This is a genomic window from Rhodococcus sp. PSi06 (assembly GCF_054960675.1).
Genome location: NZ_JBHNYO010000005.1, coordinates 257,209 through 283,932, shown reverse-complemented (window position 1 = coordinate 283,932; position 26,724 = coordinate 257,209). Strand labels below are relative to the sequence as shown.

General features: G+C 64.9%; 21 protein-coding genes and 1 pseudogene. 12 read left to right on the top strand and 10 right to left on the bottom strand.

Annotated elements, in window-relative coordinates; all coding sequences use genetic code 11:
• A partial coding sequence (locus ACFI9K_RS09455; RefSeq protein ID WP_462663230.1) for an alcohol dehydrogenase catalytic domain-containing protein occupies positions 1-705 on the bottom strand: 705 nt, incomplete at its 3' end.
• 164 nt (positions 706-869) lie between these two features.
• Here ACFI9K_RS09455 and sthA point away from each other — a divergent pair.
• From sthA to ACFI9K_RS09430, 5 genes are all read left to right on the top strand, one after another.
• Positions 870-2,285 carry a Si-specific NAD(P)(+) transhydrogenase gene (sthA, locus tag ACFI9K_RS09450; protein ID WP_462663229.1) on the top strand — a complete coding sequence of 472 codons (1,416 nt, stop codon included), beginning with the start codon at positions 870-872 and terminating at the stop codon, positions 2,283-2,285.
• A gap of 208 nt (positions 2,286-2,493) precedes the next feature.
• Positions 2,494-3,438 carry a proteasome assembly chaperone family protein gene (locus tag ACFI9K_RS09445; protein ID WP_462663228.1) on the top strand — a complete coding sequence of 315 codons (945 nt, stop codon included), beginning with the start codon at positions 2,494-2,496 and terminating at the stop codon, positions 3,436-3,438.
• Positions 3,439-3,682: 244 nt separating this feature from the next.
• Positions 3,683-4,723, top strand: coding sequence for an alpha/beta fold hydrolase (locus tag ACFI9K_RS09440; RefSeq protein ID WP_462663227.1), 1,041 nt, complete (start codon positions 3,683-3,685; stop codon positions 4,721-4,723).
• Positions 4,724-4,813: 90 nt separating this feature from the next.
• Positions 4,814-7,330, top strand: a complete 2,517-nt coding sequence (locus tag ACFI9K_RS09435) for a DEAD/DEAH box helicase (RefSeq protein WP_462663226.1) — start codon at positions 4,814-4,816, stop codon at positions 7,328-7,330.
• Between the two features lie 42 nt (positions 7,331-7,372).
• Positions 7,373-8,044, top strand: a complete 672-nt coding sequence (locus ACFI9K_RS09430) for a PhzF family phenazine biosynthesis protein (protein ID WP_462663225.1) — start codon at positions 7,373-7,375, stop codon at positions 8,042-8,044.
• Here the strand turns inward: ACFI9K_RS09430 and ACFI9K_RS09425 are convergent.
• A complete protein-coding gene (locus tag ACFI9K_RS09425) occupies positions 8,034-8,678 on the bottom strand; it encodes a hypothetical protein (RefSeq protein WP_462663224.1) in 645 nt (214 codons plus the stop codon). The genes ACFI9K_RS09430 and ACFI9K_RS09425 overlap by 11 nt on opposite strands.
• A gap of 60 nt (positions 8,679-8,738) precedes the next feature.
• On the opposite strand from ACFI9K_RS09425, the gene ACFI9K_RS09420 reads away from it, so the two are divergent.
• Entirely contained in the window at positions 8,739-8,969 is a 231-nt protein-coding gene (locus ACFI9K_RS09420; RefSeq protein ID WP_462663223.1) for a hypothetical protein, read from the top strand.
• Here ACFI9K_RS09420 and ACFI9K_RS09415 read toward each other — a convergent pair.
• Both ACFI9K_RS09415 and ACFI9K_RS09410 read right to left on the bottom strand, forming a co-directional pair.
• Entirely contained in the window at positions 8,953-10,212 is a 1,260-nt protein-coding gene (locus ACFI9K_RS09415; RefSeq protein WP_462663222.1) for an aminotransferase family protein, read from the bottom strand. The two genes, ACFI9K_RS09420 and ACFI9K_RS09415, sit on opposite strands and share 17 nt — an antisense overlap.
• A 3-nt stretch (positions 10,213-10,215) precedes the next feature.
• Positions 10,216-10,890: pseudogene (locus tag ACFI9K_RS09410) on the bottom strand (Pr6Pr family membrane protein).
• 70 nt (positions 10,891-10,960) lie between these two features.
• Here ACFI9K_RS09410 and hrpA point away from each other — a divergent pair.
• Positions 10,961-14,857, top strand: coding sequence for an ATP-dependent RNA helicase HrpA (gene hrpA, locus ACFI9K_RS09405; RefSeq protein WP_462663221.1), 3,897 nt, complete (start codon positions 10,961-10,963; stop codon positions 14,855-14,857).
• A gap of 12 nt (positions 14,858-14,869) precedes the next feature.
• Here hrpA and nrdR read toward each other — a convergent pair whose 3' ends face one another.
• Together nrdR and ACFI9K_RS09395 are read right to left on the bottom strand one after the other, a co-directional pair.
• On the bottom strand, positions 14,870-15,334 hold the full coding sequence (gene nrdR, locus ACFI9K_RS09400) for a transcriptional regulator NrdR (protein WP_222093285.1): 465 nt from the start codon (positions 15,332-15,334) through the stop codon (positions 14,870-14,872).
• A 100-nt stretch (positions 15,335-15,434) separates the two neighbouring features.
• Positions 15,435-15,863: a hypothetical protein gene (locus tag ACFI9K_RS09395; RefSeq protein ID WP_462663220.1), complete on the bottom strand. Its 429-nt coding sequence runs from the start codon at positions 15,861-15,863 to the stop codon at positions 15,435-15,437.
• A 379-nt stretch (positions 15,864-16,242) separates the two neighbouring features.
• Here ACFI9K_RS09395 and lexA point away from each other — a divergent pair, with 379 nt between their 5' ends.
• Positions 16,243-16,920, top strand: a complete 678-nt coding sequence (lexA, locus tag ACFI9K_RS09390) for a transcriptional repressor LexA (protein ID WP_462663257.1) — start codon at positions 16,243-16,245, stop codon at positions 16,918-16,920.
• A 92-nt stretch (positions 16,921-17,012) separates the two neighbouring features.
• Here the strand turns inward: lexA and ACFI9K_RS09385 are convergent, their stop codons facing one another.
• The 3 genes from ACFI9K_RS09385 to ptsP all read right to left on the bottom strand — a co-directional run bounded on the left by ACFI9K_RS09385 (position 17,013) and on the right by ptsP (position 21,331).
• A complete protein-coding gene (locus ACFI9K_RS09385; RefSeq protein ID WP_462663219.1) occupies positions 17,013-18,155 on the bottom strand; it encodes an acyl-CoA dehydrogenase family protein in 1,143 nt (380 codons plus the stop codon).
• Positions 18,156-18,308: 153 nt separating this feature from the next.
• Positions 18,309-19,580, bottom strand: a complete 1,272-nt coding sequence (locus ACFI9K_RS09380) for a uracil-xanthine permease family protein (protein WP_462663218.1) — start codon at positions 19,578-19,580, stop codon at positions 18,309-18,311.
• Between the two features lie 20 nt (positions 19,581-19,600).
• Positions 19,601-21,331: a phosphoenolpyruvate--protein phosphotransferase gene (gene ptsP / locus ACFI9K_RS09375; RefSeq protein ID WP_462663217.1), complete on the bottom strand. Its 1,731-nt coding sequence runs from the start codon at positions 21,329-21,331 to the stop codon at positions 19,601-19,603.
• 172 nt (positions 21,332-21,503) lie between these two features.
• On the opposite strand from ptsP, the gene ACFI9K_RS09370 reads away from it, so the two are divergent.
• From ACFI9K_RS09370 to ACFI9K_RS09355, 4 genes are read left to right on the top strand one after another with little or no spacing between them, the layout of a single operon-like run.
• Complete coding sequence (locus ACFI9K_RS09370; protein ID WP_462663216.1) at positions 21,504-22,271, top strand: DeoR/GlpR family DNA-binding transcription regulator; 768 nt, start codon at positions 21,504-21,506, stop codon at positions 22,269-22,271.
• A complete protein-coding gene (locus ACFI9K_RS09365) occupies positions 22,268-23,278 on the top strand; it encodes a 1-phosphofructokinase family hexose kinase (protein WP_462663215.1) in 1,011 nt (336 codons plus the stop codon). The genes ACFI9K_RS09370 and ACFI9K_RS09365 overlap by 4 nt, the downstream gene beginning before the upstream one ends.
• A 9-nt stretch (positions 23,279-23,287) precedes the next feature.
• Positions 23,288-25,339, top strand: a complete 2,052-nt coding sequence (locus ACFI9K_RS09360; RefSeq protein WP_462663214.1) for a PTS fructose transporter subunit IIABC — start codon at positions 23,288-23,290, stop codon at positions 25,337-25,339.
• A 42-nt stretch (positions 25,340-25,381) separates the two neighbouring features.
• Complete coding sequence (locus ACFI9K_RS09355) at positions 25,382-25,639, top strand: HPr family phosphocarrier protein (protein ID WP_032377711.1); 258 nt, start codon at positions 25,382-25,384, stop codon at positions 25,637-25,639.
• Here ACFI9K_RS09355 and ACFI9K_RS09350 read toward each other — a convergent pair.
• A complete protein-coding gene (locus ACFI9K_RS09350; RefSeq protein ID WP_462663213.1) occupies positions 25,636-26,721 on the bottom strand; it encodes a hypothetical protein in 1,086 nt (361 codons plus the stop codon). The two genes, ACFI9K_RS09355 and ACFI9K_RS09350, sit on opposite strands and share 4 nt — an antisense overlap.
• Positions 26,722-26,724 lie beyond the last annotated feature (3 nt).

Here is a 26,724-nt window from a genome sequence, read left to right as displayed (position 1 = left end):
GTCGACCTGGGATGAGTCGACGGTGTGGGTGGCCCCGAGGTCGAGAGCCCAGTCGAGTTTCTTCTTGTCGCGGTCCACGGCGATGATCGTCGACGCCCCCGCCAGGCGCGCCCCGGCGATCGCGGCGTCACCGACTCCGCCGCAGCCGATCACCGCCACCGAATCCCCGCGCGAGACATGCCCGGTGTTCATCGCCGCCCCGAGCCCGGCCATCACCCCGCAGCCGAGCAATCCCACGACCGCGGGGTCGGCGTCGGGATCGACCTTGGTGCATTGGCCTTCGTGGACGAGGGTTTTCTCCGCGAACGCCCCGATTCCCAACGCCGGGGTCAGTTCGGTGCCGTCGGAGAGAGTCATCTTCTGCGCTGCGTTGTGGGTGTCGAAGCAGTACCAGGGGGTGCCCTTCTTGCAGGCCCGGCATTCCCCGCACACTGCTCGCCAGTTCAGCACCACGAAGTCGCCGACCTCGACGTGTTCGACGCGGTCGCCGACTGTTTCGACGATGCCGGCTGCTTCGTGGCCGAGCAGGAACGGGAACTCGTCGTTGATGCCGCCCTCGCGGTAATGCAGATCGGTATGACACACCCCGCATGCCGCAATCTTCACGATCACCTCGTTCGGGCCCGGATCGGGGATGGTGATCGTCTCGATCGAGACGGGCTCACCCTTGCTCTTGGCGACAACGGCGCGGACCTGCTGCGGCATGTATTCCTCCACTGGAAATCGTGTGTAGCGTGCTCGGTTCAGCCTCGCACAACGCATCGTCACGTGGCGACATCTGCATTCGTTCGGTGTGACGAGCCGTGGAATTCACACACTCGTGACCGAGTGGGCACACAGGCTTCTCGTGGGAGCGGTACCTATGAACGATGTCTGCACCCATGGAATACGACCTGGTGGTCATCGGCTCGGGCCCCGGCGGCCAGAAGGCTGCGATCGCGGCCGCAAAACTTGGCAAGCGAGTGGCGATAGTCGAGAAGGGCCACATGCTCGGCGGCGTGTGCGTCAACACCGGCACCATTCCGTCCAAGACGCTACGAGAAGCCGTTCTGTATCTCACGGGTATGAACCAGAGGGAGCTGTACGGGGCGAGTTATCGGGTCAAGGCCGACATCACTCCAGCCGATCTGCTGGCACGTACCCAGCACGTCATCGGCAAGGAGATCGAGGTGGTGCGCTCGCAGCTGCTGCGCAATCGAATCGAACTCATCACCGGTGTCGGCAAGTTCCTCGACGCACACACCATCGTTGTCGAGGACGAGCAGCGAGGTGAACGCATCACGGTCTCGGCGGCCAACGTGGTCATCGCCACTGGGACCGCTCCCGCGCGTCCCGCCGGCGTCGCATTCGACGACTACCGGGTCCTGGATTCCGACGGGATTCTCAACTTGGAGTTCATCCCGGCCTCGATGGTCGTCGTGGGTGCCGGCGTCATCGGGATCGAGTACGCCTCGATGTTCGCCGCCCTGGGGACCAAGGTGACCGTTGTCGAGAAACGCGATTCGATGCTCGACTTCTGCGATCGCGAGATCATCGAGTCCCTTCAGTTCCATCTTCGAGATCTGGCGGTGACGTTCCGCTTCGGTGAGGCGGTCACGGCGGTCGACGTCGGGCCGCAGGGCACGGTGACGACCCTGGCCAGCGGCAAGCGCATCCCGGCGGAGACGGTGATGTACTCGGCCGGTCGCCAAGGGCTGACCACGGCCCTCGAGCTCGAGAACGCGGGCCTCGAAGCCGACGCTCGCGGGCGAATCTTCGTCGACGAGCATTTCCAGACCAAGGTGGATCACATCTACGCCGTCGGCGACGTCATCGGGTTTCCGGCGTTGGCGGCGACGTCGATGGATCAGGGCAGGTTGGCGGCCTATCACGCGTTCGGTGAGCCGAGCGCCCAGCTCACCGACGTCCAACCGATCGGCATCTACTCCATCCCCGAGGTCTCGTACGTCGGCGCAACCGAGGTCGATCTGACAAAGGGGTCCATTCCCTACGAGGTCGGTGTGTCGCGATACCGCGAGCTTGCCCGGGGCCAGATCGCCGGGGACTCCTACGGGATGCTCAAGCTGCTCGTCTCCACCGCGGACCGGTCGATCCTCGGCGTGCACATATTCGGTTCGGGAGCAACAGATCTGGTGCACATCGGTCAGGCCGTCATGGGGTGCGGCGGCACCGTCGACTACTTGGTCGATGCGGTCTTCAACTATCCGACGCTGTCCGAGGCGTACAAGGTTGCCGCGCTGGACGTCACCAACAAGATCCGGGCGCTGGCCAACTTCGACCGCTGACAGGCGTTCCTCGCCGACCCGACGACCACTGCCCACGACCACTGCCCACGACCACTCGGGAATGAACGACGGCCGCCCGGTTGTTCTTTCAGACAGTGATTCGCCACGTTCGACGTCGGCGCTTACACGATGCACCGGAAGTGTCGGCGTATTCTGACGCGGATCTTGTATCGAGGTAGCGACGAGTCGATCCGAAAGGGGCCCGGCCATGACCGAACAGTCGAAGATGTACGAGCTGGAGTTTCCGGCACCGCAAATCTTCTCCGAAGACGGCGTCGGACCCGTCCTCGTGCACGGCCTGGAGGGATTCTCCGACGCCGGTCACGCAGTGAAGTTGGCCACGACCCATCTGCGCGAGAGCCTGGAATCGGAGCTGGTGGCGTCGTTCGACGTCGACGAGTTGATCGACTACCGCTCGCGTCGCCCCACGATGACGTTCAAATCCGACCATTTCTCGGATTACGACGCTCCCGAGTTGAACCTCTATGCCCTCAAGGACCGGGCCGGCACACCTTTCCTCCTCCTGGCAGGGATGGAGCCGGATCTTCGGTGGGAGAAGTTCACCACCGCGGTCCGGTTGCTCGCCGAGCAGCTCGGCGTCCGGCGCACCATCGGTCTGGGCTCGATCCCGATGGCGATTCCGCACACGCGCCCGCTGGGAGTCACGGCCCACGCCAGTGACCGGGAGCTGGTCAAGGAGGGCAACAGCTGGGCGGGTGACCTCCAGGTTCCCGGCAGTGCGTCTTCATTGCTCGAGCTCCGGATGGCTCAGCACGGCCACGAATCGATGGGCTTCTCGGTCCACGTTCCGCATTATCTCGCGCAGACGGACTACCCCGGTGCTGCCGAAACTCTCCTCGAGAACGTCAGCGAGGCCGCCCAACTCGACCTCCCGCTCGCAGCACTCGGCGAGGCCGCGGCGCGCGTTCGGGAACAGGTGAACGAGCACATCACCGGCAACGACGAGGTGCAGTCGGTGGTGCAGGCGCTCGAGCGTCAGTACGACACCTACGTTGCCGCACAGGAGCAGCAGTCGACATTGTTGGCCGGTGACGAGCCGCTGCCGAGTGGAGACGAGCTCGGTGCCGAGTTCGAGCGCTTCCTGGCCGAGCAAGCCGGTCTGGACGAGGGCGACGAGCCGAACCAGCAGTGAGACGACACCGGACCGCAAGTGTGAGTGGTCACAGCACTATGTCGCATTTGCGGTAGTACCGGACAGCCGGGAGCGGATCGAAACATAGCTGTAACCGCGAATCCCCTCGATGTTCTGCCCTGAACGGCAACTCGTGCGAGAGTCGTAGCGACACGTACTTCGGTATGTACCGTCAACACACTCGTACACGGCGATGCCGTACTGCGTCGCCGTGCGACGCACCAGGGAATGTCAGGAGGCGCAGATGGCTACCATTCCGCGCAGTCGCAAGCTCCGCCCGGTTCCCGATGAAGAACCGCGCCTGATCTTCCGGACCATCCACGGGTACCGGCGCGCGTTCCGTATGGCCGGTGAGGGCCCGGTGGTGTTGTTGATCCATGGGATCGGCGACAACTCCGAGACGTGGAACGAGGTCATTCCACACCTCGCGAAGAACTACACCGTGATCGCGCCGGATCTTCTCGGCCACGGACGCTCGGACAAGCCACGTGCGGACTACAGTGTCGCCGCGTACGCCAACGGCATGCGAGATCTGCTCTCGGTGCTCGGTATCGAGCACGTCACGGTCATCGGCCATTCGCTCGGTGGCGGAGTCGCGATGCAGTTCGCCTACCAGTTTCCCAACATGGTCGACCGGCTCGCGCTGGTGTCCTCCGGTGGCGTCACCAAGGACGTGCACCCCATTCTTCGGCTCGCGTCGATGCCGTTCCTCAGTGAAGCCGTCAAGCTTCTCCGCCTGCCCGGCGCGATATCCGCGATCAAGCTGGCCGGCGGCGTACTGAGCAAGCTGCACAGCTCGCCTCTGCGACCCGGTTCGCTGCTGCACGACACCCCGGATCTGATTCGGGTGTTGAGCGAGCTGCCGGCACCGACCACGTACGAGGCGTATCTGAGGACCCTGCGGGCGGTGGTCGATTGGCGTGGTCAGGTGGTGACGATGCTGGACCGCTGCTACCTCACCGAGAACCTGCCGGTCCTGCTCGTGTGGGGCGATCAGGATTCCGTGATCCCGGTCGGTCATGCACGGCTCGCGCACTCGGCCATGCCGGGCTCGACGTTGGAGGTGTTCGAGAACTCCGGACACTTCCCGTTCCGGGACGACCCCATGCGTTTCCTCCAGGTGGTCGAGGACTTCATCGACTCGACGCCGTCCCTGGCGTTCGACGAGGTTCGGTGGCGAAATCTGCTGATCACCGGAGTCGGCGAGGACATGATCACCGGGAGCGCAGGCACCCGAATGGCTGTTCTCGGTGCCATGGGTTCGGACGAGCGCAGCGCGACCTGAGTTCCCTCCTCGAATCAGGATGCTCGGCGTCGGGGAGGGATGCTCGGTGTCGATGAGGGACGGACCGCACATCCCACATAGCCTGTAGAGGTGCTCCTCACCGAACTGATTCCCGATGTCTCCGCCGATGGTTCCGACGGCGTCGACCCGGACGTTCTGTTCGACACCTTCACCACCTGGACCGCGGATCGCGGTCTGACTCTCTATCCCGCGCAAGAGGAAGCTCTCATCGAGCTGGTCTCGGGTTCCAACGTCATCCTCGCGACCCCCACCGGGTCGGGCAAGTCCATGGTGGCCATCGGTGCCCACTTCGCCGCGATGGCCGCAGGCATCCGCAGCTTCTACACTGCGCCGATCAAGGCACTCGTCAGCGAGAAGTTCTTCGCCCTGTGCGATATCTTCGGCGCCCAGAACGTCGGAATGATGACCGGGGACGCGTCCGTCAATTCCGGGGCCCCGATCATCTGCGCGACCGCCGAGATCGTGGCGAACCTGGCCCTGCGCCAGGGTGCCGAATCGGACATCGGCCAGGTGATCATGGACGAGTTCCACTACTACTCCGAACCCGATCGAGGGTGGGCATGGCAGGTTCCGCTGATCGAACTGCCGCACGCTCAATTCCTGTTGATGTCGGCGACGTTGGGCGACGTGTCGTTCTTCCGAGACGACCTGACCCGGCGCACCGGCCGAACCACGACGGTCGTCTCCGGTACGGAGCGTCCGGTTCCGCTGATGTTCTCGTACGTCACGACGCCCATCAGTGAGACCATCGAGGAACTGGTGCAGACGCACCTCGCACCGGTGTACGTCGTGCATTTCACTCAGGCTTCGGCTCTCGAGCGCGCTCAGGCTTTGACCAGCGTCAACGTTGCCAGCAAACAGGAGAAGGCGGAGATCGCCGAGGCCATCGGCAACTTTCGATTCACCACCGGATTCGGCAAGACCCTGTCGAGGCTGGTTCGACACGGCATCGGCGTGCACCACGCCGGCATGTTGCCCAAGTATCGACGCCTGGTCGAGAAGCTGGCGCAGGACGGCCTGCTGAAGGTGATCTGTGGAACCGACACTCTCGGCGTCGGAATCAACGTTCCCATTCGGACGGTGCTGTTCACCGGACTGACCAAGTACGACGGCATCAGGACCCGCAAGCTCCGGGCTCGTGAGTTCCATCAGATCGCCGGCCGCGCGGGGCGGGCGGGATACGACACGCTCGGCACGGTCGTCGTCGAGGCTCCGGAGCACGACATCGAGAACGCACGTCTGGTGGCCAGGGCAGGCGACGATCCCAAGAAGCTCAAGCGCGTGCAGCGCAAGAAGGCACCCGACGGTTTCGTCTCCTGGGGCGAGCCGACGTTCGAGCGGATCATCTCAGCGAGCCCGGAGCCGCTCACGTCCCGGTTCTCCGTGAGCAACGCCATGCTGCTCAATGTGATTGCGCGGCCGGGCAATTGCTTCCACGCCATGCGACACCTGCTCGAGGACAACCACGAGACGCGGCCCGCACAACGCAAACACATTCTGCGTGCACTCTCGCTGTATCGCGGGTTGGTCGACGCCGGCATCGTCGAGCAACTCGAGGAACCGGACGCCGACGGTCGACACGCTCGATTGACAGTGGACCTACAGCCGGATTTCGCACTCAACCAACCGCTGTCCACGTTCGCGGTCGCGTCGTTCGAGCTTCTCGATGTCGAGTCTCCATCGCACGCACTCGACGTGGTGTCGATCATCGAATCGACTCTGGACGACCCTCGCCAGATCCTGATGGCGCAGCAGCATGCCGCACGCGGCGAGGCAGTGTCGCAGATGAAGGCCGACGGGATCGAGTACGACGAGAGAATGGAGTTGCTCGAGGAGGTCACCTGGCCGAAACCTCTTGCGGAGCTGCTCGTTCCGGCGTTCGAGATCTACCGCGGCACGCACCCGTGGCTCTCCGAAATCGGACTGTCACCGAAGTCCGTCGTCCGTGACATGGTCGAGCGTGCGATGACCTTTGCCGAGCTGATCAGCCATTACGGTTTGATGCGGTCCGAGGGACTCGTCCTGCGTTATCTCGCCGACGCGTATCGCACACTGCGCCAGACGGTTCCGCCGGAATCTCGAACGGAGGAGGTTCAGGACATCACCGAATGGCTGGGCGAACTCGTCCGCCAGGTGGATTCGAGCCTGCTCGACGAGTGGGAGAACCTGACCGACCCCGGTGCCGAGCCCGAAGCTCTGGTCGAGGCTTATGGATCCGACGCGCCGCGTCCGATCTCGGCCAATCCCAGGGCATTTCGGGTGCTGGCCCGCAACGCCATCTTCCGTCGGGTCGATCTGGCGGCGCGTCGGCAGTGGAACGCGCTCGACGAACTGGACGACGGCCCTGATTGGGAAGCCGAGCTGGAACCGTTCTTCGCCGAGTACGGCGAGATCGGAACCGGTCCCTCGGCCCGTGGTCCAGCCTTGTTCACCCTGAATGTAGGTGCGGAGTCCACTACGGTGCGTCAGGTCCTCGAGGATCCGGACGGAGACCACGGTTGGTCGCTCGACGGGGTGGTCGACGTGCCGGAATCCGATGCCGCAGGCGAGATCGTGTTCGACGAGATCGTGATCACTGCCGGCTGACGTCTGCGGTTGCCATGCCCGGGCTTTGGTACCGTCCCGGCCATGACTGTCGAAGTGTCTGTCGTCCGCGTCTTCACCGATCCTCACGGCAGGTTCGGCAACCCCCTCGGAATCGTGTCTGCCGATGCCGTCGCACCGAACGACCGGCAGCAGTTCGCTGCGGACCTCGGCTTCAGTGAAACGGTGTTCGTCGATTTCACCGAACCGGATACAGCATCGGCCACGATCTACACTCCCGCGGTCGAGCTGCCGTTCGCCGGACACCCCACGGTGGGACTGTCCTGGTGGCTCCGCGAGCACGGGCATCCGGTGAGCACCCTCGTCGTACCCGCTGCGGGGTTGAAGATTCGCTACGACGGCGACGACACCTGGGTCCGCGCCCGCGCCGACTGGGCCCCGGACTTCACCTTCCATCAGGTCCGCGACGCCGCCGAGGTGGCAGCGGCCGATCCCGGCGCGTACGACAGTGGGCACCACTACGTCTGGGCCTGGACCGACGAGGAGGCCGGCGCGCTGCGATCACGGATGTTCGCCCCCATGATGGGCATCGCCGAGGACGAGGCAACCGGCTCCGCCGCCGTCCGGATCACCGAGGAACTCGGTCGCGGCCTGCACATCGTTCAAGGTGCAGGCTCGGAGCTGCGTACCACCATCGACGACGGCTGGGTGGAATTGGGCGGACGCACCGCCACCGACGCGCCGATCACGGTGTGAGGGGCACGTCCACTTCTATTTCCTCGCCCAGCCGGAAGCCCGTAGCCAGTGGAAGTCGATCGCCGCTCCAGAACTTTCCGGGGTCGAACCAGTTGGCCTTCTTGTTGCCGGTGAGCAGTCCCATCGAGTCGTAGGTCATGGCGACCACTTCTGCGCAGTAGGCGGTTTCGAGGGTCGCTCCGTCCTGCTCGCGGTGCCGTAATGCGGGTACCCGGCCCCGGAACCACCGACCGGCGAGCGCGGCGGTAGTGGGGAACGCCGTTCCGTCCATGCGAGCTATCGTGCGCAGCAGGGCGTCTTCCTGCTCCGTGGTGACCGGTTCGTCCAATTGCCGCAGCCAGCAACGTTGTCGGTACTTCGTCGCCCACTGGGTGACGGCCGCGCGCAGATCGTGCAGCTGCACGCCGCGCTGAAAGTTGCCGGTCCACATGTCCTGCAACGACTTTCCCAGTTCTGCATGCCACATCAGCGGCGGGAGGTCGTCGAGCACGACGGCCATTCCGACGTGATTGACCGGACTGTTCGTCAGCGCTTGAATCGCACGGTCGGCCGTCGACTCTCCGCGGAAAATCCAGATGTCGCCCGTTCTGGTGGCGTCGACGGCGGTATCGAGGCTGATTCGGGACGGGTTCATGTGCTATACCCTAGGTCTCGGCGCAGCGGGCGCTGCACGTCCTGACGGTACGGTTGCCCGATGAACGTGTGGAAAGCTCTGGGCCTCGCCGGGATGGCCGGAGTCGCCGCCACCGGTGCGCTGGTGGTGCGGTCCGAGCGCAAACGGCGCGCCTATGCACCTGAGGAAGTACGTGATCGGCTGCACCAGCGGCTCGCGGCAGTGTCCGGTGAACCCGAATCCAAAGCTGCTCCCCCGCTCTCGCGGAGACAGCAGCTGCGCCGCAGGCTCCGGTTCAGCCGAGGGCGCTGAGGATTCGCGAGGCCATCTCTTCGATCTCGGCGTCCGTCATGACGAATGCCGGCGATATCTGCATCGCGCCCTGACCGGCCGCACGGCCCGAAACACCGTGCTTGCGTAGCGTTTTGACGAACGGGAGCGCCTCGCCCGGATCGGCGAGCTGCACTGCGGCCACCGCGCCGATACCGCTGCGGATCTCCGAGACCCGGTGGTGCTCGGCCAGCGGCGCGAGGTGCGTGTGCAAGGCAGCTTCGATGCGCGTGGAGTGCGTCAGCAATTCTTCGCGCTCGATGATGTCGAGGTTGGCCATCGCAGCGGCAGCCGCACCTGCGTGACCGCCGTAGGTGTATCCGTGTCGCCACCAGACTCCGCCGGCGAAGAACGGTTCCGCGATCTTCGGGGCGATGAACACCGCCCCCATTGGCACGTATCCCGAGGTCAATCCCTTGGCAGTGGTCATCAGATCGGGTTCGAGCTCGAAGCGCGTCGACGCGAACCAGCTACCGCCGATGCGGCCGAACCCGGTGACCACCTCGTCGGCGACGAACAGGACGTCGTTGTCGCGGCAGATCTGGCGAACCTCGTGCAGATAGCCTTCCGGCGGCAGATAGATTCCGCCTGCTCCGATCACCGGCTCGCAGAAGAAGGCAGCCACATTCTCGGCACCGACCTCCTCGATCAGCGCGAGCAGTGACTTCGCGTCGTCCCACGCGACCGTCCTGGCGTCGGCCATGAGCTCGCCGTAGTGCTCTTTATTGGGCGCGATGCCGGCCAACGAAGTCCCCGCGACGTGCATGCCGTGGTAGGCCTTCTGTCGACCGACGATCAACTTCTTGGACGGCTGTCCCATTTCCACCCAGTAGCGGCGGGCGAGCTTCGCTGCGGTGTCGATCGAGTCCGATCCTCCCGAGGTGAAGAAGATCTTGCTACCGGGAACCGGCGCGATGGCAGCGAGACGATCGGCGAGAGCCAGCGTGGTCTCGGGGACGAAGTCGCCGAAGTTCGAGTAGTGGGCGATCGAGCTCAGCTGAGTGGCGACAGCGTCGGCAATCTCACGACGTCCGTGGCCGACGTTGGTGAACCACAGGCCGGCGGTGGCGTCGAGATACTTCGTGCCTTCGTTGTCGAAGATGTACGCACCCTCGCCTCGCGACACGACGAACGGCCCGTTGGCGGTGACGTTGCCCATGTCGGCGAAGCCGTGCCACAGCGCAGAGGAGTGTGTGGAGGCGGCTGGATCCAGGTCGGAAGACATGCGCTACACAGTAGTGGAGTCCTTCTCCATCGAGTTCGGTCCGTACCTCCACCGTCCTGCGAGCCGCCCGACGGCATTCACCGCCAGGGCCATCAAGGCGAAGGCGACGGTGAGAACGACCAGTCCGACGGCCAGTGCGAGATATCCCTGGTTGCGCGGGTCGAGAAACGGATAGGGATACCAGTCGACGACGGGTCCACGAACCAAGGTGTAGATGCCGTAGAAGAGCGGGAACAGCAGCCACGTCAGACTCCGCGACTCGGAGACCGGCCGCCGCGGCGGAGCAAGAATCCAGTCGAGCAGAAGCACCACGGGCATGATGCGATGCACCACGTTGTTGGTCCACGGATCCGCAACACCCACGTCGATGTTCGCCAGCAGGACCGCGTAGATGATCCCGGTGATCACCATGTACAGGGTCACAGCTCCCCGAAAGAGCTGCCACCGCGCGGATCGCGGATCGATCACTCACCCCACGACGAGTACGAGCACCGTCAGGACGTTGCTGATGACGGTGAAGTAACTGAAGTAGTTGGCCAACGAGAAAGTCGGCGAGTCGAGCCCGTCGAGGACGATCGAGACCAGAGCCGCCGCGGTGAGTGCCGCGAACAGCACCCGCAGCGTCCTGATCGGCACCGGCGTGCGCGGTTCTGCGGCCACATCGTGCGAGACGCTCATACGGCGATCCTGGCACAGTCGCGGCCGGCATTCACGAAGGTCGAGTCGATACGGATATCCTGGCGTGAGTATGTCTACCTCTAATTCGTCCGGTCAGCGCAGAGCTCTGGCCACCCGTCTGACGGGCGTCACCATCCGCGACGAGAACCGGCTCCGTCGGCGGCTCGACAAAGCCCGCACCGACGACGCCTTCACCGCCCTCGAACGTGACGTTGCCCGTGCGGAGGCTGTCGTCGCCCATAGGCGGGCGTCGGTCCCCACACTGGAATTCCCCGAGTCCCTGCCGGTCAGTCTCCGCAAGGACGACATCGCAGCAGCTATCGCCGAGCATCAGGTCGTGATCGTCGCCGGTGAAACCGGTTCCGGCAAGACCACCCAGATTCCGAAGATCTGCCTCGAATTGGGGCGCGGTATTCGCGGTTCGATCGGTCACACCCAACCGCGCAGGCTCGCCGCGCGCACCGTTGCCGAACGCATCGCCGAGGAAGTCGGCGAGCCATTGGGGCAATCCATCGGCTACAAGGTGAGATTCACCGATCAGTCCTCGGATTCGACCCTCGTCAAACTGATGACCGACGGCATCCTGCTGGCCGAGATCCAGCGAGACAGGCTGCTTCGCCAATACGACACCCTCATCATCGACGAGGCACACGAGCGCAGTCTCAACATCGACTTCATCCTGGGCTACCTCGCTCAGCTGCTCCCCCGGCGACCCGATCTCAAGATCATCATCACCTCGGCGACGATCGATCCGGAACGATTTGCCCAGCACTTCGCCCGCGGCGGTGTCCCCGCCCCGATCATCGAGGTCTCCGGCCGCACGTTCCCGGTCGAAATGCGGTATCGCCCATTGACCGTCGACGCCGGCGACACCACGATCGACCTCGACCCCGTCGATGCCACCTGCCAGGCCGTCGACGAGTTGATGGCCGAGGGCGACGGCGACATTCTGGTGTTCCTGTCCGGTGAGCGCGAGATCCGAGACACCGCAGACGCGTTGAACGACCGCAATCTGCGCAACACCGAGATCGTGCCGCTGTACGCGAGATTGTCTGCCGCCGAACAGCATCGGGTGTTCTCACCACACTCCGGTCGACGCGTGGTGCTCTCGACGAATGTTGCGGAAACGTCGTTGACAGTTCCCGGAATTCGCTACGTCGTCGATCCCGGTACTGCGCGTATCTCGCGGTATTCGTTGCGTACCAAGGTGCAACGATTGCCCATCGAACCCATCTCCCAGGCGTCGGCGCGGCAGCGAGCGGGCCGATGCGGCCGCGTCGCCGACGGCATCTGCATTCGGTTGTACTCGGAAGAAGACTTCGAGTCGCGGCCGCAGTTCACCGAGCCGGAGATCCTGCGCACCAATCTGGCGTCGGTCATTCTGCAGATGACTGCGCTGGGGCTCGGCAAGATCGATGCGTTCCCCTTCGTCGAGCCACCGGACCCACGCAGCATTCGGGACGGCATCGGTCTGCTCGAGGAACTGGGTGCGCTCGAACCGTCCACCAAGGACGGCACGGCGACGCTCACCCCCATCGGCCGGGAACTGTCGGCGCTGCCGGTCGATCCTCGAATGGCGCGAATGTTGGTCGAGGCCAACGGCAACGGGTCACTGCGGGACGCACTGGTGGTGGTGGCGGCCCTGTCGATTCAGGACGTCCGGGAACGACCGGCCGAGCATCAGCAGGCGGCGGACGAAAAACATGCCCGCTTCGCCGTCGAGAACTCCGACTTCCTGGCCTACGTCAAGCTGTGGACGTATCTGCGCGAACAACGCAACGAACTGTCGTCCAACCAGTTTCGACGCATGTGCCGCACCGAGTTTCTTCATTACCTACGAATTCGCGAATGGCAGGATCTGCACGGCCAACTGCGCCAGATCACTCGTGGGCTCGGATGGACGGTGCCCGATGCGGACTCCACCGAAACTGCTCTGCACCAGTCACTGCTGTCGGGGCTGCTCTCCCACGTCGGACTCCGGGAAAGTGACAAGCGCGAGTTCCTGGGCGCACGCGGAGCGCACTTCGCCATCTTCCCCGGGTCGGGGCTGTTCAAGAAGCCCCCGCGTTGGGTCATGGCCGCCGAACTGGTCGAGACCGGTCGCCTGTGGGGCCGGATGGCCGCTCGAATCGAACCGGAATGGGCCGAACGGCTGGCACCACACCTGGTCAAGCGCACGTACTCCGAACCGCACTGGTCCATCAAGCGCGAATCGGCGATGGCCTACGAACGGGTGACGCTGTACGGCATTCCACTCGTCACGCAGCGACCGGTGAACTATCACCGCATCGACGCCGAGGCGTCACGGGAGTTGTTCATCAGACACGCACTGGTGGAGGGCGAATGGAAGACCCAGCATGCGTTCTTCCACAAGAACCGGGCTTTGCTGGACGACGTGGGCGAGCTCGAACACCGTGCTCGGCGGCGCGACATCGTCGTCGACGACGACGCACTGTTCGACTTCTACGATGCGCGTATAGCCCCGGAGGCGGTGTCGGCTCGGCACTTCGACACGTGGTGGAAGAAGGCCCGTCGAGCGGACCCTGCCCTGTTGGACTTCACCACGGACACCGTGGTCAACTCCGACGCGGCCTCGGTGCTCACCGGTGCATATCCCGACGCATGGCGCCAGGGTGAGATCCAGTTCCCGTTGACCTACCAGTTCGAGCCGGGTACGGCCGCCGACGGCGTCACCGCACGAATTCCGATCGCGCTGCTTGCGCAGGTGCAGCCGGTGGGATTCGATTGGTTGGTTCCGGGGATGCGCGCGGAGTTGGTGACGGCATTGATCAAGACACTCCCGAAAGCATTGCGTCGTAACGTTGTCCCTGCTCCCGACTTCGCTGCCGCCGCGCTGGCGGTCATGAAGCCGCGCGCCGAAACTCTGGTGACTGCCCTGGCTCGCGAGCTGTCGAGGGCCGCCCAGTGCCACATCACCGCGAAGGATTTCGACACTGCGGCGCTGCCCGAGCATCTGAAGATGACATTTGCCGCCGTAGACCCGTCCGGAAAGGTGTTGGGCAGCAACAAGGATCTGACCGTTCTGCGCACCAGCTTGTCCGGCGAAGTCGGTCGTCAGGTTGCCAGTGCGGTCGGCGACGCGGAGCGCGCACCTACTCTCGCATGGACTTCCGGCACTTTGGGCCGCCTGGAGCCGACGGTCACCCGTGATGTGGGCGGACAGAAGGTCACCGGATACCCGGCGTTGGTGCCGGAAGGCCCGGGAGTTGCGGTTCGAGTCCTGAGTACCCCCGCCCAACAGCGAGCAGCGATGCGCTCCGGAACACGGACGCTACTGCTGTCGACGGCACCGAAAGGTACCAAAGCTCTGCTGGCCGGTCTGCCCACTGCGGAACGCCTTGCGCTCGGCCAGAATCCGTATGGGGGTGTCGATGCCCTCCTCGAGGAATGCCGAGTTCTCGCGGTCGAGGAAGCAATGGACGCGCACGGCGGTCCGGTTCGAGATCCGGAGGCGTTCGAGACACTGCGGGCATCGGTCAATGCCGAGGTTCCCCAGCGCACCGCCGCAGTGCTGGCCCTTGTGCGCCCCGTATTGACGGCCGCTCTTGCGGTATCGGGTCGACTACAGGCGGCATCGGGTGAGCCTGCCGAGGATGTGCGCGAACAGCTCGAGGGGTTGATCTTTCGGGGCTTCATCACCGAGTTCGGTTCTCGCAGACTGGCGGACCTGCCGCGATATCTCGCCGCAGCGGCCAAGAGGTTGGCCGCGCTTCCGAGCAGCGCAGGCCGGGATGCTGCTGCGATGGATGTACTCGACCGCGTCTACGCCTCGTACGGAAGGCTGCTGGATTCGCTCCCGGAGAGCCGAAAGAACAGCGCAGGCGTGCAGGAGCTGTTCTGGATGATCGAAGAATTGCGGGTAGGGCTGTTCGCGCAAGGAATTCGCACTGCATATCCGGTCTCGGAGAAGCGCATCGAGAAGGCGATCTCCGATCAGGCCCGCTGACGCGCTGGGCTGTCAGTCGACGTCGGCCGACTCTCGGTGCTTGCGCAGCTCACGTATTTCCTTCTCGAAATCCTCGGCCGAGCTAAAGGAACGATAGACGGAGGCGAATCGCAGATACGCGACCTCGTCCAGGTCACGTAGCGGACCCAGAATGGCCAGTCCCACTTCGTTGCTGGGAATTTCGGCGGAACCGGCAGCGCGGATGGCATCTTCCACCTGCTGAGCGAGCAGGTTAAGTGCGTCGTTGTCGACATCCCTGCCCTGGCAGGCTCTACGTACTCCCTTGACGACCTTTTCACGGCTGAACGGTTCGGTGACCCCGCTGCGCTTCACGACGGCCAGCACTGCAGCCTCGACCGTGGTGAATCGTCGACCACACTCGGGGCATGAGCGACGCCGCCGAATTGCTTGCCCCTCGTCCATTTCACGCGAATCGACCACGCGTGAGTCGGGGTGCCTGCAGAACGGGCAATGCATGTGGGAGCCTCCGTCGTAGCCGATGCACCGACGTCGAACATTCGTGTCGGGGCAGTCAGTCGAGGATACTCAGTCATTCTGCGTGCACTGGGGCCGGTGGTCATCTGCCGGGCGCGTACTCGACCACAGCTCCATCGTGAACCTCGACCACACCGGCAGGCTGTCCCGCATCGGGTGTTGCGGCTCGCACGTTCGCGATTCCGATCAGGCCACCGGCGACGACGACGACTGCCAGCATCCACAGCACCAGCGATCGCATCCGCACCGGCTGACCGGCGAAGTGCGCCGAGGTCTCGTCGAAGGCGCGATCGGCGGCCTCGCGGTCGGTGACGTCGGTCCAGGACGGCTCCAGAACCGGCAGGCACGCTGACGTCTGTGCTCCGTGCGTCTCGAGAGAACTCCGCGTCTGGAGAGAAGTCCGCGTCGCGGGGGAATTGCGCAGCGCGGGACGAGCACGTCGACGACGCTCGACGCCAGTGGACCGGGTACGGACACCTACGGTGGTGGGGCGATCGGTGGTGATGGTCATCGGAACCTCGTCTTCGCTCGTTGGATCGCTTTTTCGATCAGGCGTTCGATGGACGCTTGTTCGAAGTTCTATCACGAGCCTCCGACAAAGTCTGTAGAAAACGCGACACGAGTCGAACAGATGTTTGATTCAACAGCTGATACACGCTAGATTCGTGTCAGAAACCACACGCCACACGAGTCGACACCATCAACTCCAGTCCGCGCAGAATTCATCACGCAGACCGGATCCAGGACATCAGCAGGAGGCCGACAGCATGAAGGACCAGACCTCGACGAGGTCGACCACGGGTTCCAAGACGACGGGTTCGAAGACGCCGGGTTCCGCGACCACCAAGGCCGCGGCCGCGAAGCCCGCCGCGGAGCCGACGCCCAAGGCCATGGAAGTCGGCACCGACATCAGCGCCGGCCTGACGGAGCGACAGCGGAAGGTACTCGAGGTCATTCGGGCTTCGGTGACCGAGCGCGGTTACCCGCCCAGCATTCGTGAGATCGGGGACGCCGTCGGCCTGACGTCCACGTCGTCCGTTGCTCATCAGCTCCGCACCCTGGAGCGGAAGGGATTCCTGCGGCGCGACGCCAATCGCCCCCGCGCGGTCGACGTTCGCGGTCTCGACGAGGTGCAGGCAGATCAGGCTGCCGCTGCGGTCGACGGTTCGTCCGAGGATCAGGATCGCCTGCCGACTCCGACGTTCGTACCGGTGCTGGGGCGGATCGCCGCCGGTGGACCGATCCTCGCCGAGGAAGCCGTCGAGGATGTGTTCCCGCTCCCCCGCGAGTTGGTCGGTCAGGGTTCGCTGTTCCTGCTGAGGGTCGTCGGTGAATCGATGATCGATGCAGCGATCTGCGACGGTGACTGGGTCGTCGTTCGCCAGCAGTCCGTGGCAGACAACGGAGACATCGTGGCCGCGATGATCGACGGTGAGGCCACCGTCAAGACGTTCAAGCGGTCGAAGGGTGAGGTGTGGTTGCTGCCGCACAACCCACTGTTCGAGCCGATTCCTGGTAACAATGCCGCCATCCTCGGCAAGGTAGTCACCGTGATGCGCAAGCTGTAGGAATTGCTTCGGCAGTGACACGGGAAGGGCCGCAGCACATGTGCTGCGGCCCTTGCCGTGTCGAGCGTCTACCGATCGGAGGTTCGGACGAATCAGAGGTTCAGTCCGCGACCGATGATCTCCTTCATGATCTCGGTGGTGCCGCCGTAGATCGTCTGGACGCGAGAGTCCATGTAGGCCTTGGCGATCGGGTATTCCTTCATGTAGCCGTAGCCGCCGTGCAACTGCAGGCACCGGTCGATCAGCTTGACCTGATTCTCGGTGGTCCACCACTTCGCCATCGCGGCTTCCTGGACTGTCAACTTGCCTTCGTTGAGCAGTTCGATGAACTTGTCCACCATGATTCGAGTGGCGGTGGTTTCGGTGGCCAACTCCGCCAACACGAATCGGGTGTTCTGGAACTTGCCGATCGACTTCCCGAACGCCTTGCGGTCGCGGCAGTACTGGATGGTCATGTCCAGTGCCGATTCCATGGCCGCTGCTGCAACCACGGCGATCGAGAGGCGTTCCTGGGGAAGGTTCTGCATGAGGTAGATGAAGCCCATGCCCTCTTCACCGAGCAGGTTGGCGGCGGGCACGCGAACGTCGGTGAAGCTGAGTTCGGCGGTGTCCTGGGCCTTCATGCCGATCTTGTCGAGGTTGCGTCCCCGCTCGAAACCGGGCATGTCGCGCTCCACTACCAGCAGGCTGAAGCCCTGGGCACCCTTCTCGGGGTCGGTGCACGCTACGACGATGATCAGATCGGCGTTGATCCCGTTGGTGATGAACGTCTTCGATCCGTTCAGGACCCAGTCGTCGCCGTCGCGCACGGCCTTGGTCTTGATGCCCTGCAGATCGCTTCCGGTGCCCGGCTCGGTCATGGCGATCGCGGTGATCAGCTCACCCGAGCAGAATCCGGGGAGCCAACGCTGCTTCTGCTCGTCGTTGGCCAGTTCGATGAAGTACGGCGCGACGACGTCGTTGTGCAGCGTGAAGCCGATGCCGCTGTAGCCGCCGCGGGTGGTTTCCTCGGTCACGATGGCGTTGTAGCGGAAGTCCTTGACGCCGCCGCCGCCGAACTCCTCCGGTGCGGCAGTTCCGAGGAAGCCCTGCTTGCCGGCCTCTACCCAGACACCGCGGTCGACGATGTTCTGCTCTTCCCACTTGGCATGGTTGGGCGCTACGTGCTGTTCGAGAAACTTCCGGTACGACTCCCGGAACAGCTCGTGCTCGGGCTCGAAAAGTGTGCGGTCCACGCAGATCTCCTTGTTCGATGCGCACCGTCGTCGACCACGAGAAAGGGGTGTCACAGCGCGGTCGTCGGTGCGACTGACGTCACCGTTCAACAGTACGTTCGCGGTATACCGGGGGTCGATGACCAAAACGTGCGCGATCCGTGACCGCCCCCGCTAAGTCCGCCGGTTCGCGGTGCTTCTCGCGAGCGCCGAGACGATCGGATAGCCGAGCAGGATGCCGAGCGAACCCCACGCGATCCCGCCCAGTTCGACCGATCCGACCGACAGCGTGAGGTCGCCGATGCCCGCGACGAGCGCCGCGGCGACGACGATCAGGTTGACCGGATCGGCAAAGTCGACCTTGGCGTCGGTCCAGATCCGAACGCCCAGCAGCCCGATGAGTCCGTACAGGACCAGGGTCGCTCCCCCGATGACGCCGTCGGGGACGGTGAAGATCAGGGCACCGAACTTGGGAGAGAACGCCAGCACTATCGCGGTGGCAGCGGCGACCCAGTACGCGGCCGTCGAATAGACGCGCGTGGCTGCCATGACGCCGATGTTCTCTGCGTACGTGGTGGTGCCCGAGCCACCGGCGGCTCCGGCCAGAGTGGTCGCCAACCCGTCGGCGATCAGCGCGTCCCCGGCCACGTCGTCGAGGTTCTTGCCGGTCATCGCGGCGACAGCCTTGACGTGTCCGACGTTCTCGGCGACGAGGACGATCACCACCGGCAGTGCCACCAGGATCACCGACAGCTCGAACGACGGTCCACGGAACTCCGGCAGGCCGATCCAGCTCGCCGCGCTCAGAGCGTCGAGGCGCGGTTGCGCGATTCCGCCGGTGACGGCGGCGAACACCCAGCCCACGACGACACCGAGCAGAATCCCGAGCCTGCCCAGCAGCCCCGGTCCTACGGCAGTGGCCAGCAGAATGGCAACCAGCGTCACTGCGGCGATCAAGGGCTGCGCCTCGAACGATGTTGTTGCAGCCGGGGCCAGATTGAGCCCGATCAACACCACCACTGCACCGGTCACCACCGGAGGCATCGCTGCGTCGAGCACACGCCGACCGGCGAACTTCACCACGAAGCCGATGGCCGCCAGCACGACACCGACGCACAGGACGGCACCGAGTTGCGCGGCTGGGCCGTTGGCCTGGGTGGCACCGAGCGGAGCCAGGAATGCGAAGGACGACCCGAGGTAGCTGGGCACCCGACCGCGGGTGATGATCAGGAACAGCACCGTTCCGATGCCCGAGAACAGCAGTGTCGTCGACACCGGGAAGCCGGTGATCGTCGGAACCAGCAGTGTGGCACCGAACATCGCGACGACGTGCTGCATCCCGATGCCGATGGTGCGGGGCCAGGTCAATCGCTCGTCCGGCGACACCACCGCTCCGGCCTCGACGGTTCTTCCATTTCCGTGCAGCGTCCAACCAAGATTTCTCATGATTCGAGCAGACTAAGCGGTCAGCCGAGGATCGCGCTCACTGCCTCGCGGGCAGCCGCGGTGCTGTCCGTCTTCAGGGCAGCGGCCGCTGCCGTCTTGCACTGGTCGAGCGTGACCGTGGCCAACTTGGAACCCACGTGCGCGACGGCAGCAGACGCGGCAGACAGGGAGGTGATGCCGAGTCCGACCAACACACAGGCCAGTAGCGGATCGGCAGCGGCCTCGCCGCAGACGCCCACCGGCTTTCCGACCTTGGCACCGGCGGCAGCGGTGTGCGCCACCAGGGCCAGTACCGCCGGCTGCCACGGGTCGGTCAGACCGGCGAGCTGAGCCGACATGCGGTCGGCGGCCATCGTGTACTGGGCGAGATCGTTGGTTCCGATGGACAGAAAGTCCACGTGCTCGAGAATGTGCTCGGCGAGCAGTGCTGCAGCAGGTATCTCGATCATGACGCCGGGGGTGAGGCCGCGCTCACGAACGTCGGCAGCGAAGTCTTTGGCTTCCTGCGCGGTCGCGATCATCGGGGCCATCACCCACGGGGACGAGTCGGTCGCCTTCGCGGCCGCAGCGATCCCGTCGAGCTGTCGATACAGAATGCCGCGGTCGGCCTCGGCGATGCGAATACCGCGAATACCCAGGGCCGGGTTGGCCTCGTCGGGGTGGTTGGCGAACCTCAGCGGCTTGTCCGAGCCGGCGTCGAGGGTGCGCACGACGACCTTCTTGCCTGCGAATGCGTCGAGCACCTGGGCATAGATCTCGGCCTGCTCGTCGACCGTGGGTTCGGAATCGCGGTCCAGGAAGCACAGTTCGGTGCGGAACAGACCGACACCGTCCGCAGCACTCGATCGCGCCGCACGGGCACCCGCCCCGTCCTGCACATTGGCGAGGATGTCGACCGCGTGACCGTCGGCAGTGCTGCCAGGGCCGACCCACTGGGACACTCGATCGAGTTCGTCACGAGCGGAGACCACCGCAGCGCGGGCCGAGTCGGCGTCGGGTTCGAGGTCGATGCGGCCGCTGGTCCCGTCGACAGATGCGTTCGTACCTGCGGCGATGTCGTCGAGGCCTGCCACGGCGACGATGCACGGGATGCCGAGCTGGCGGGCGATGATCGCGGTATGGCTGGTCGGACCTCCGAGCGAGGTCGCCAGTCCGACGATCAGAGTGGGGTCGAGTCCCGCGGTGTCGGCCGGCGCAAGGTCGTCGGCGAACAGGATCGAGGGTTCGGCCGGCACGGGAACGCCGGGCTCCGGGACACCCAGGATCTCGGCGATGACGCGGTCGCGGATGTCGCGTAGGTCTGTCACTCGCTCGGCCATCAGGCCGCCGAGCTGGGTAAACATGGCGGCGAACTTCTCGGTGGCCGCGGCTGTGGCAGTGACGGCAGAACTGCCCTTGGCGATCGAGGAACGAGCGGCACCGAGCCATCCACGGTCGGTTGCCATTGCGGCATTGGCCGACAGAACCTCCGACGCGGCCCCCGTCGCCAGCTCTGCGCGACCGCGCAATCGAGCGGCGACGGCGTTCGCGGCAGCATCGAACGCGGCCTTCTCGGACTCCCGATCGGCCTCGGCCACCTCGCCCGCATCAGCGGGTATGGCCGGACGAGCACCGGGGCGAATGACGGGACCGTATCCGACACCGGGCACGACCGGCGTGCCGCGCAGTGTCGTCTGCGCTGCTCCGGTCTCGGCAGCATCGACTGTCGTGTCTGCGTGTCCGGTCGACGCGGTGCTAACCGATCCCGTCATGTGGTCCTCCTCGGATCCTGCGTGAACAAAAGGTCATCGCATCTGTTCTGCGAGCTGTGGCGCACTCAATTGCTTGCCCGTGTTGTGACCGAGATTACTCCAAAGCCTTGACATGTCAACACACACGGGCGTAAAACAACATAAAGCAACATCAACCGGAAAGGAGACGCAGGTGTACGCAGAGGAACGACAGCACGCGATTGCCGAACTGATCAGTACGAACGGCCGCGTCTCCGTCAACGATCTTTCTGCTACCTACGGCGTCACCACCGAAACCGTGCGGCGCGACCTCGCCACTCTCGACCGAATGGGAGTCGTCCGTCGCGTCCACGGTGGAGCAGTACCCGCATCTGCGCTGACCACACTCGAGCCCGGTGTCTCCGAGCGAGAATTCACTCGCGCAGACCAGAAGGACGCAATCGCAGCCGCGGCGTTGTCCTTCCTGCCACCGGTGGGTGGCAGCGCGGTGTTCGACGCCGGCACCACCACGGGCAGGCTGGCAGGACTGCTTTCACACGATCGCGAACTGACATTGGTGACCAACTCGGTACCGATCGCCGCTCGAGCTGCCACCATGCCGAGCATCAGTCTTCGGTTGCTCGGCGGACGCGTACGCGGAACCACTCAGGCGGCCGTCGGCGAGGAAGCACTGCGGGCCCTCGAATGGCTGCGGGTGGACGTCGCGTTCATCGGCACCAACGCCATCAGCGTCGGGCACGGGTTGTCCACCCCGGACAGCGACGAGGCAGCAGTCAAGCGCGCGATGGTCGACGCGGCACATCATGTTGTCGTACTGGCAGATTCGTCGAAGATCGGGCGTGAGCACCTGGTGAGTTTCGCCCGAGTGGAGTCCATCGACGTCATCGTCACCGACAGCGACATCTCGACCGACGACCGTAAGAATCTCAGCGACAAAGGAATCGAGGTGGTGATCGCATGATGGTCACACTCACGGCCAATCCGAGCATCGACCGCACGGTCACACTCGACGCACCGCTCGTCCGCGGCGGCGTGCACCGAGCATCGACGTCGGCCACCGACCCGGGCGGCAAGGGCGTCAACGTCGCTCGTGTCCTCAGCGGATCCGGAGTCGAGGCGTTGGCAGTTCTCCCCGCCAACCTCGGTGACCCGCTGCTCGACGCGATGGCCGCGAAAGGTGTGCAGTACTCCGCCGTTCCGACGTCGGGGCCGGCCCGAACCAACATCACGGTCAGCGAGATCGGTGGTACCACCACCAAGATCAACGAGCCGGGTGCGACAGTGTCGGAACAGACCCGCGCCGAACTGCGGGAGCGGATCCTCACTCTTGCAACGGATGCCGAATGGGTCGTTCTGTCGGGTTCTCTTCCGCCCGGTCTGCCCGTCGACTGGTACGCCGAGCTCGTCGTTGCACTGCGGGCCACCTCCGCGAAGGTCGCCGTCGACACGTCCGACGAACCGCTGCTCGCTCTCGCAGCAGCGTTCCCGGCGTCCGCACCGGACCTGATCAAGCCCAATTCCGAGGAACTGGCTCAGCTGACCGGATACGATTCCGAGGAGCTGGAAAACGCTGCAGCACAGGGTGACCCCACCGCCGCCATCGCCGCCAGCACAATTCTTCTCGGCCGAGGCGTCGGCGCGGTACTGGCCACGCTCGGTAGCGCCGGAGCGGTACTGGTCACCCCCGGCGGATCCTGGTACGCCAGCCCGCCCCCGATCACGGCGGTCAGCACCGTCGGTGCAGGCGATTCCTCGCTCGCCGGCTACATCCTCGGCGATATCGAGAACTGTTCCAACGCAGACAAACTCCGCCGCGCCGTCGCCTACGGAACGGCAGCCACCGCACTTCCAGGCACCACGCTCCCCCTGCCCGAGCAGACCTACCCGACTTCGGTGACGGTTCGCGCGCTCGACATCTCCACGTCCGTCACCCCGTCCACGCTCTCCCCTTCTTCGAACCGTCTCTAGGAGCCCACAATGTCCAGCCCTACCGAAGATCAGCAGATCATCGCCGAGGATCTGATCCTCCTCGACGCCGATCTGGGCGAATCCAAAGCTGCCGTCATCGAACGCCTCGCAGGCGTTCTGGCAGCTGCGGGTCGCGCAACCGACACCGATGCTCTGCGTGACGCCGCACTGGCCCGCGAAGCGCAGTCGGCCACCGGCCTGCCCGGCGGCATCGCGATTCCGCATTGCCGTTCCGAGGCGGTCACGAGCGCTTCGCTCGGCTTCGCCCGCCTGAACCCGAAGGTCGACTTCGGAGCCCCCGACGGCCCCGCAGACCTAGTCTTTCTGATCGCGGCACCGGCCGGTGCCGGCTCGGCGCACATGAAGTTGCTGTCGAGCCTGGCCCGCGCGCTGGTCAAGCCGGAGTTCGTCACGTCACTGCGCAACGCGTCCTCGGCGGCCGAGATCGTCACGCTCGTCGTCGGTGTCATCAACCCCGCAGCCAAGCCCGCCGCAGCGGCGGCTCCGGCAGCAGCTACGGTGTCCACCGCCAAGCACAGCGCGGCCGCCACCCCGGCCGAGGCGTCGTCGGCCCCTAAGCACATCGTCGCGGTTACCGCCTGCCCCACCGGAATTGCCCACACCTACATGGCTGCCGACTCTCTCGTCGCAGCCGGCGAGCGTGCCGGAGTCACCGTGCACGTCGAGACCCAGGGCTCGAGCGGCAGCACTCCCCTCGACCCAGCACTCATCGCAGGTGCCGAAGCGGTCATCTTCGCTACCGATGTGGGCGTCAAGGGCCGCGAGCGTTTCGCCGGCAAGCCCGTCATCTCCTCCGGTGTCAAGCGCGCCATCAACGAGCCCGACGTCATGCTCACCGAAGCCCTTCGCGCTGCACTGAACCCGGACGCGGCTCGTGTGGGAGGTACCGCAGTGGCTGCCGGCTCGAACCAGTCCGCAGGTGAACTCGGCTGGGGCACGCGACTGCGCCAGATACTGCTGACCGGCGTCAGCTACATGATTCCGTTCGTCGCTGCCGGCGGTCTGCTGATCGCTCTCGGCTTCTTCATCGGTGGCTACACGATCTCCGACATCGCCGAGGACATCGTTATCAACAACTCGTTGACGGCCCTTCCGGACGGAGGGCTGAAGATCTACATCGGTGCCGTCCTGTTCCAGATCGGTGCGTTGTCGTTCAGCTTCCTGGTCCCCGCGCTCGCCGGGTATATCTCTTACGCCATCGCCGACAGGCCCGGCCTCGCACCAGGTTTCACCGCAGGCGCGGTGGCCGTACTCGTAGGTGCCGGCTTCCTCGGTGGTCTCGTCGGTGGTCTGATCGCCGGCTTCGTCGCTCTGTGGGTCAGCCGTTGGAAGATTCCGACCGTCCTGCGCGGACTCATGCCTGTCGTTGTCATTCCACTCGTCGCCTCGCTCGTCGTCGGCGGCATCATGTTCCTGTTGCTCGGCAAGCCGCTCGCCGCGATCACCAACGGACTGACCAATTGGCTCAACGGCCTCAGTGGATCCGCCATCATCATCCTCGGCATCATTCTCGGCCTCATGATGTGCTTCGACCTCGGCGGCCCCGTCAACAAGGCGGCCTACGCTTTCGCCACCGCGGGACTGTCTGTCACCGACATCGCGTCGCTGCGCATCATGGCTGCAGTCATGGCGGCCGGTATGGTGCCGCCGCTGGCCATGGCTCTGGCCTCGACCGTTCGCTCGCGTCTGTTCACCGAGGCCGAGCGTGAGAACGGTAAGGCTGCATGGTTCCTCGGAGCAGCGTTCATTTCCGAAGGCGCGATCCCGTTCGCCGCAGCGGATCCGCTTCGCGTGATCCCGTCCATGATGGCCGGCGGTGCCGTCACCGGCGCGCTGATCATGGCGTTCGACGTCACTCTCAGCGCACCCCACGGCGGTATCTTCGTGTTCGTGGCCATCGGCGGAATCCTGCAGTTCCTCATCGCGCTGATCGCAGGAACCCTCGTGTCGGCGTTCCTGGTGGTCGTGGCCAAAGAATTCGTCAAGGGTAAGAACGCCCCGACCGAGGCCGAACTCGATCCCGCACTCGCCACCGTCTGACACTCGCTACGATCGCAACAACCCACTACGAAGGAGCAGCACATGCCCAGCACCACAGTCGCCGTCGGATCCTCGATCGGTCTGCACGCTCGTCCCGCAGCACTGATCGCCGACGCCGTCGCCGAAGCCGGCGTGGACGTCACCCTCGCAGTGGCCGATTCGGAGCCGGTGGACGCAGGTTCGGCCCTGATGATCATGACGCTCGGAGCCACCAAGGGCACCGAAGTCACGGTCACCAGTGACGACCAGGCAGCACTCGACAAAGTTGTCGCTCTCGTCGAAGCAGATCTGGACGCTTAGCGAGAGCGCATCGATCGCCGGACGGTGAATCCCACCGCTCCGGCGATCAGCACCACACCGGCAGCGACGGCCGCTCGGAATTCCCATTCCGAGTCCGTCGCTGTCGGCGTCTCCGAGGGCCGATCTGCGCTCGGTGACGGTGATACCGACTCCGGCGCTGAGGGTTCGGGGGCAGAGAGCTCGAGCGACTGTGCACCCGACAGTCGAAGAATGGGTGGAAGGATTCCGTCGGTGGGACCGAACCCGGCCTCCGATGCGAGGAGCAGGCTGCCGTCGTCCAGGAACGCCAGTGCCTCACCCTGCGGTTGATCGGGCAATGCCACCACCGCCCGCGGCGCGTCCGGGTCGACCAACGCCGACGCGATGTCGCCGTCGGACGAACGAAACAGGTAGGCGTCGGTGTACGTGCGTACCGCGGCAACTGTGCCGTTACCGCTCACCGCTCCCCCGGTCGCCAGTATCGATCCGACCACGAAGGGCGGTCCACCGACCGTCCCGGTTGCGGAGAACGCCAGTTCGCCGACCTTGCGGAGAGTCGTCGGTCCCGGACTGCTCAGCTCGGACACGGCTTCGTCGCCTTCAGGCACGTACACCCCGCTGACGCCCGAGAGTTCCTTGGTGACGATGACCGGTCGACCGCCGGGTTCGATCAGCACCGTCTCGGCGTCGTGCGCGCCGTCGGGATAGGTGAGCCGGTGCAGTTCGCCCGCGCCCGTCATAGGGTCCATTCGCGTCAACGCGACGCTCTCGCGCCGCATCTGGTTGTCGCCGATGTCGGCCAACCACAGCGAGCCGTCGTACGAGGTCAGGTCCTCGACGTCGTACGGGTCGACGCGTACGGCGAGCCACCGTTCCACCGCACAGTTCCCGTCGAGCACCGCGACCCGGTCGTCGGCTCCACTGTCTCCGATCGCGTACAGAATTCCGTCGATCGACGTCAACCCGGACAGTTCCGCCAGCCCGGGATCGGTTGGCAGACAGTATGTTTCGGTGCCGACGGGTGCGGCGAACGCTGTTCCGGAGAACGCGGCGGCGGCGGCCACGGACGCGGCGGCACCACGCACCACCAGCCGCGACCACATCGC

Bases quoted from the DNA above. Each gene is read 5' to 3' on its own strand.
- sthA (WP_462663229.1), top strand. From the start codon at position 870: ATGTCTGCACCCATGGAATACGACCTGGTGGTCATCGGCTCGGGCCCC.
- ACFI9K_RS09445 (WP_462663228.1), top strand. From the start codon at position 2,494: ATGACCGAACAGTCGAAGATGTACGAGCTGGAGTTTCCGGCACCGCAA.
- ACFI9K_RS09440 (WP_462663227.1), top strand. From the start codon at position 3,683: ATGGCTACCATTCCGCGCAGTCGCAAGCTCCGCCCGGTTCCCGATGAA.
- ACFI9K_RS09430 (WP_462663225.1), top strand. From the start codon at position 7,373: ATGACTGTCGAAGTGTCTGTCGTCCGCGTCTTCACCGATCCTCACGGC.
- ACFI9K_RS09425 (WP_462663224.1), bottom strand. From the start codon at position 8,678: ATGAACCCGTCCCGAATCAGCCTCGATACCGCCGTCGACGCCACCAGA.
- ACFI9K_RS09420 (WP_462663223.1), top strand. From the start codon at position 8,739: ATGAACGTGTGGAAAGCTCTGGGCCTCGCCGGGATGGCCGGAGTCGCC.
- ACFI9K_RS09415 (WP_462663222.1), bottom strand. From the start codon at position 10,212: ATGTCTTCCGACCTGGATCCAGCCGCCTCCACACACTCCTCTGCGCTG.
- hrpA (WP_462663221.1), top strand. From the start codon at position 10,961: ATGTCTACCTCTAATTCGTCCGGTCAGCGCAGAGCTCTGGCCACCCGT.
- nrdR (WP_222093285.1), bottom strand. From the start codon at position 15,334: ATGCATTGCCCGTTCTGCAGGCACCCCGACTCACGCGTGGTCGATTCG.
- ACFI9K_RS09395 (WP_462663220.1), bottom strand. From the start codon at position 15,863: ATGACCATCACCACCGATCGCCCCACCACCGTAGGTGTCCGTACCCGG.
- lexA (WP_462663257.1), top strand. From the start codon at position 16,243: ATGGAAGTCGGCACCGACATCAGCGCCGGCCTGACGGAGCGACAGCGG.
- ACFI9K_RS09380 (WP_462663218.1), bottom strand. From the start codon at position 19,580: ATGAGAAATCTTGGTTGGACGCTGCACGGAAATGGAAGAACCGTCGAG.
- ptsP (WP_462663217.1), bottom strand. From the start codon at position 21,331: ATGACGGGATCGGTTAGCACCGCGTCGACCGGACACGCAGACACGACA.
- ACFI9K_RS09365 (WP_462663215.1), top strand. From the start codon at position 22,268: ATGATGGTCACACTCACGGCCAATCCGAGCATCGACCGCACGGTCACA.
- ACFI9K_RS09360 (WP_462663214.1), top strand. From the start codon at position 23,288: ATGTCCAGCCCTACCGAAGATCAGCAGATCATCGCCGAGGATCTGATC.
- ACFI9K_RS09355 (WP_032377711.1), top strand. From the start codon at position 25,382: ATGCCCAGCACCACAGTCGCCGTCGGATCCTCGATCGGTCTGCACGCT.
- ACFI9K_RS09350 (WP_462663213.1), bottom strand. From the start codon at position 26,721: ATGTGGTCGCGGCTGGTGGTGCGTGGTGCCGCCGCGTCCGTGGCCGCC.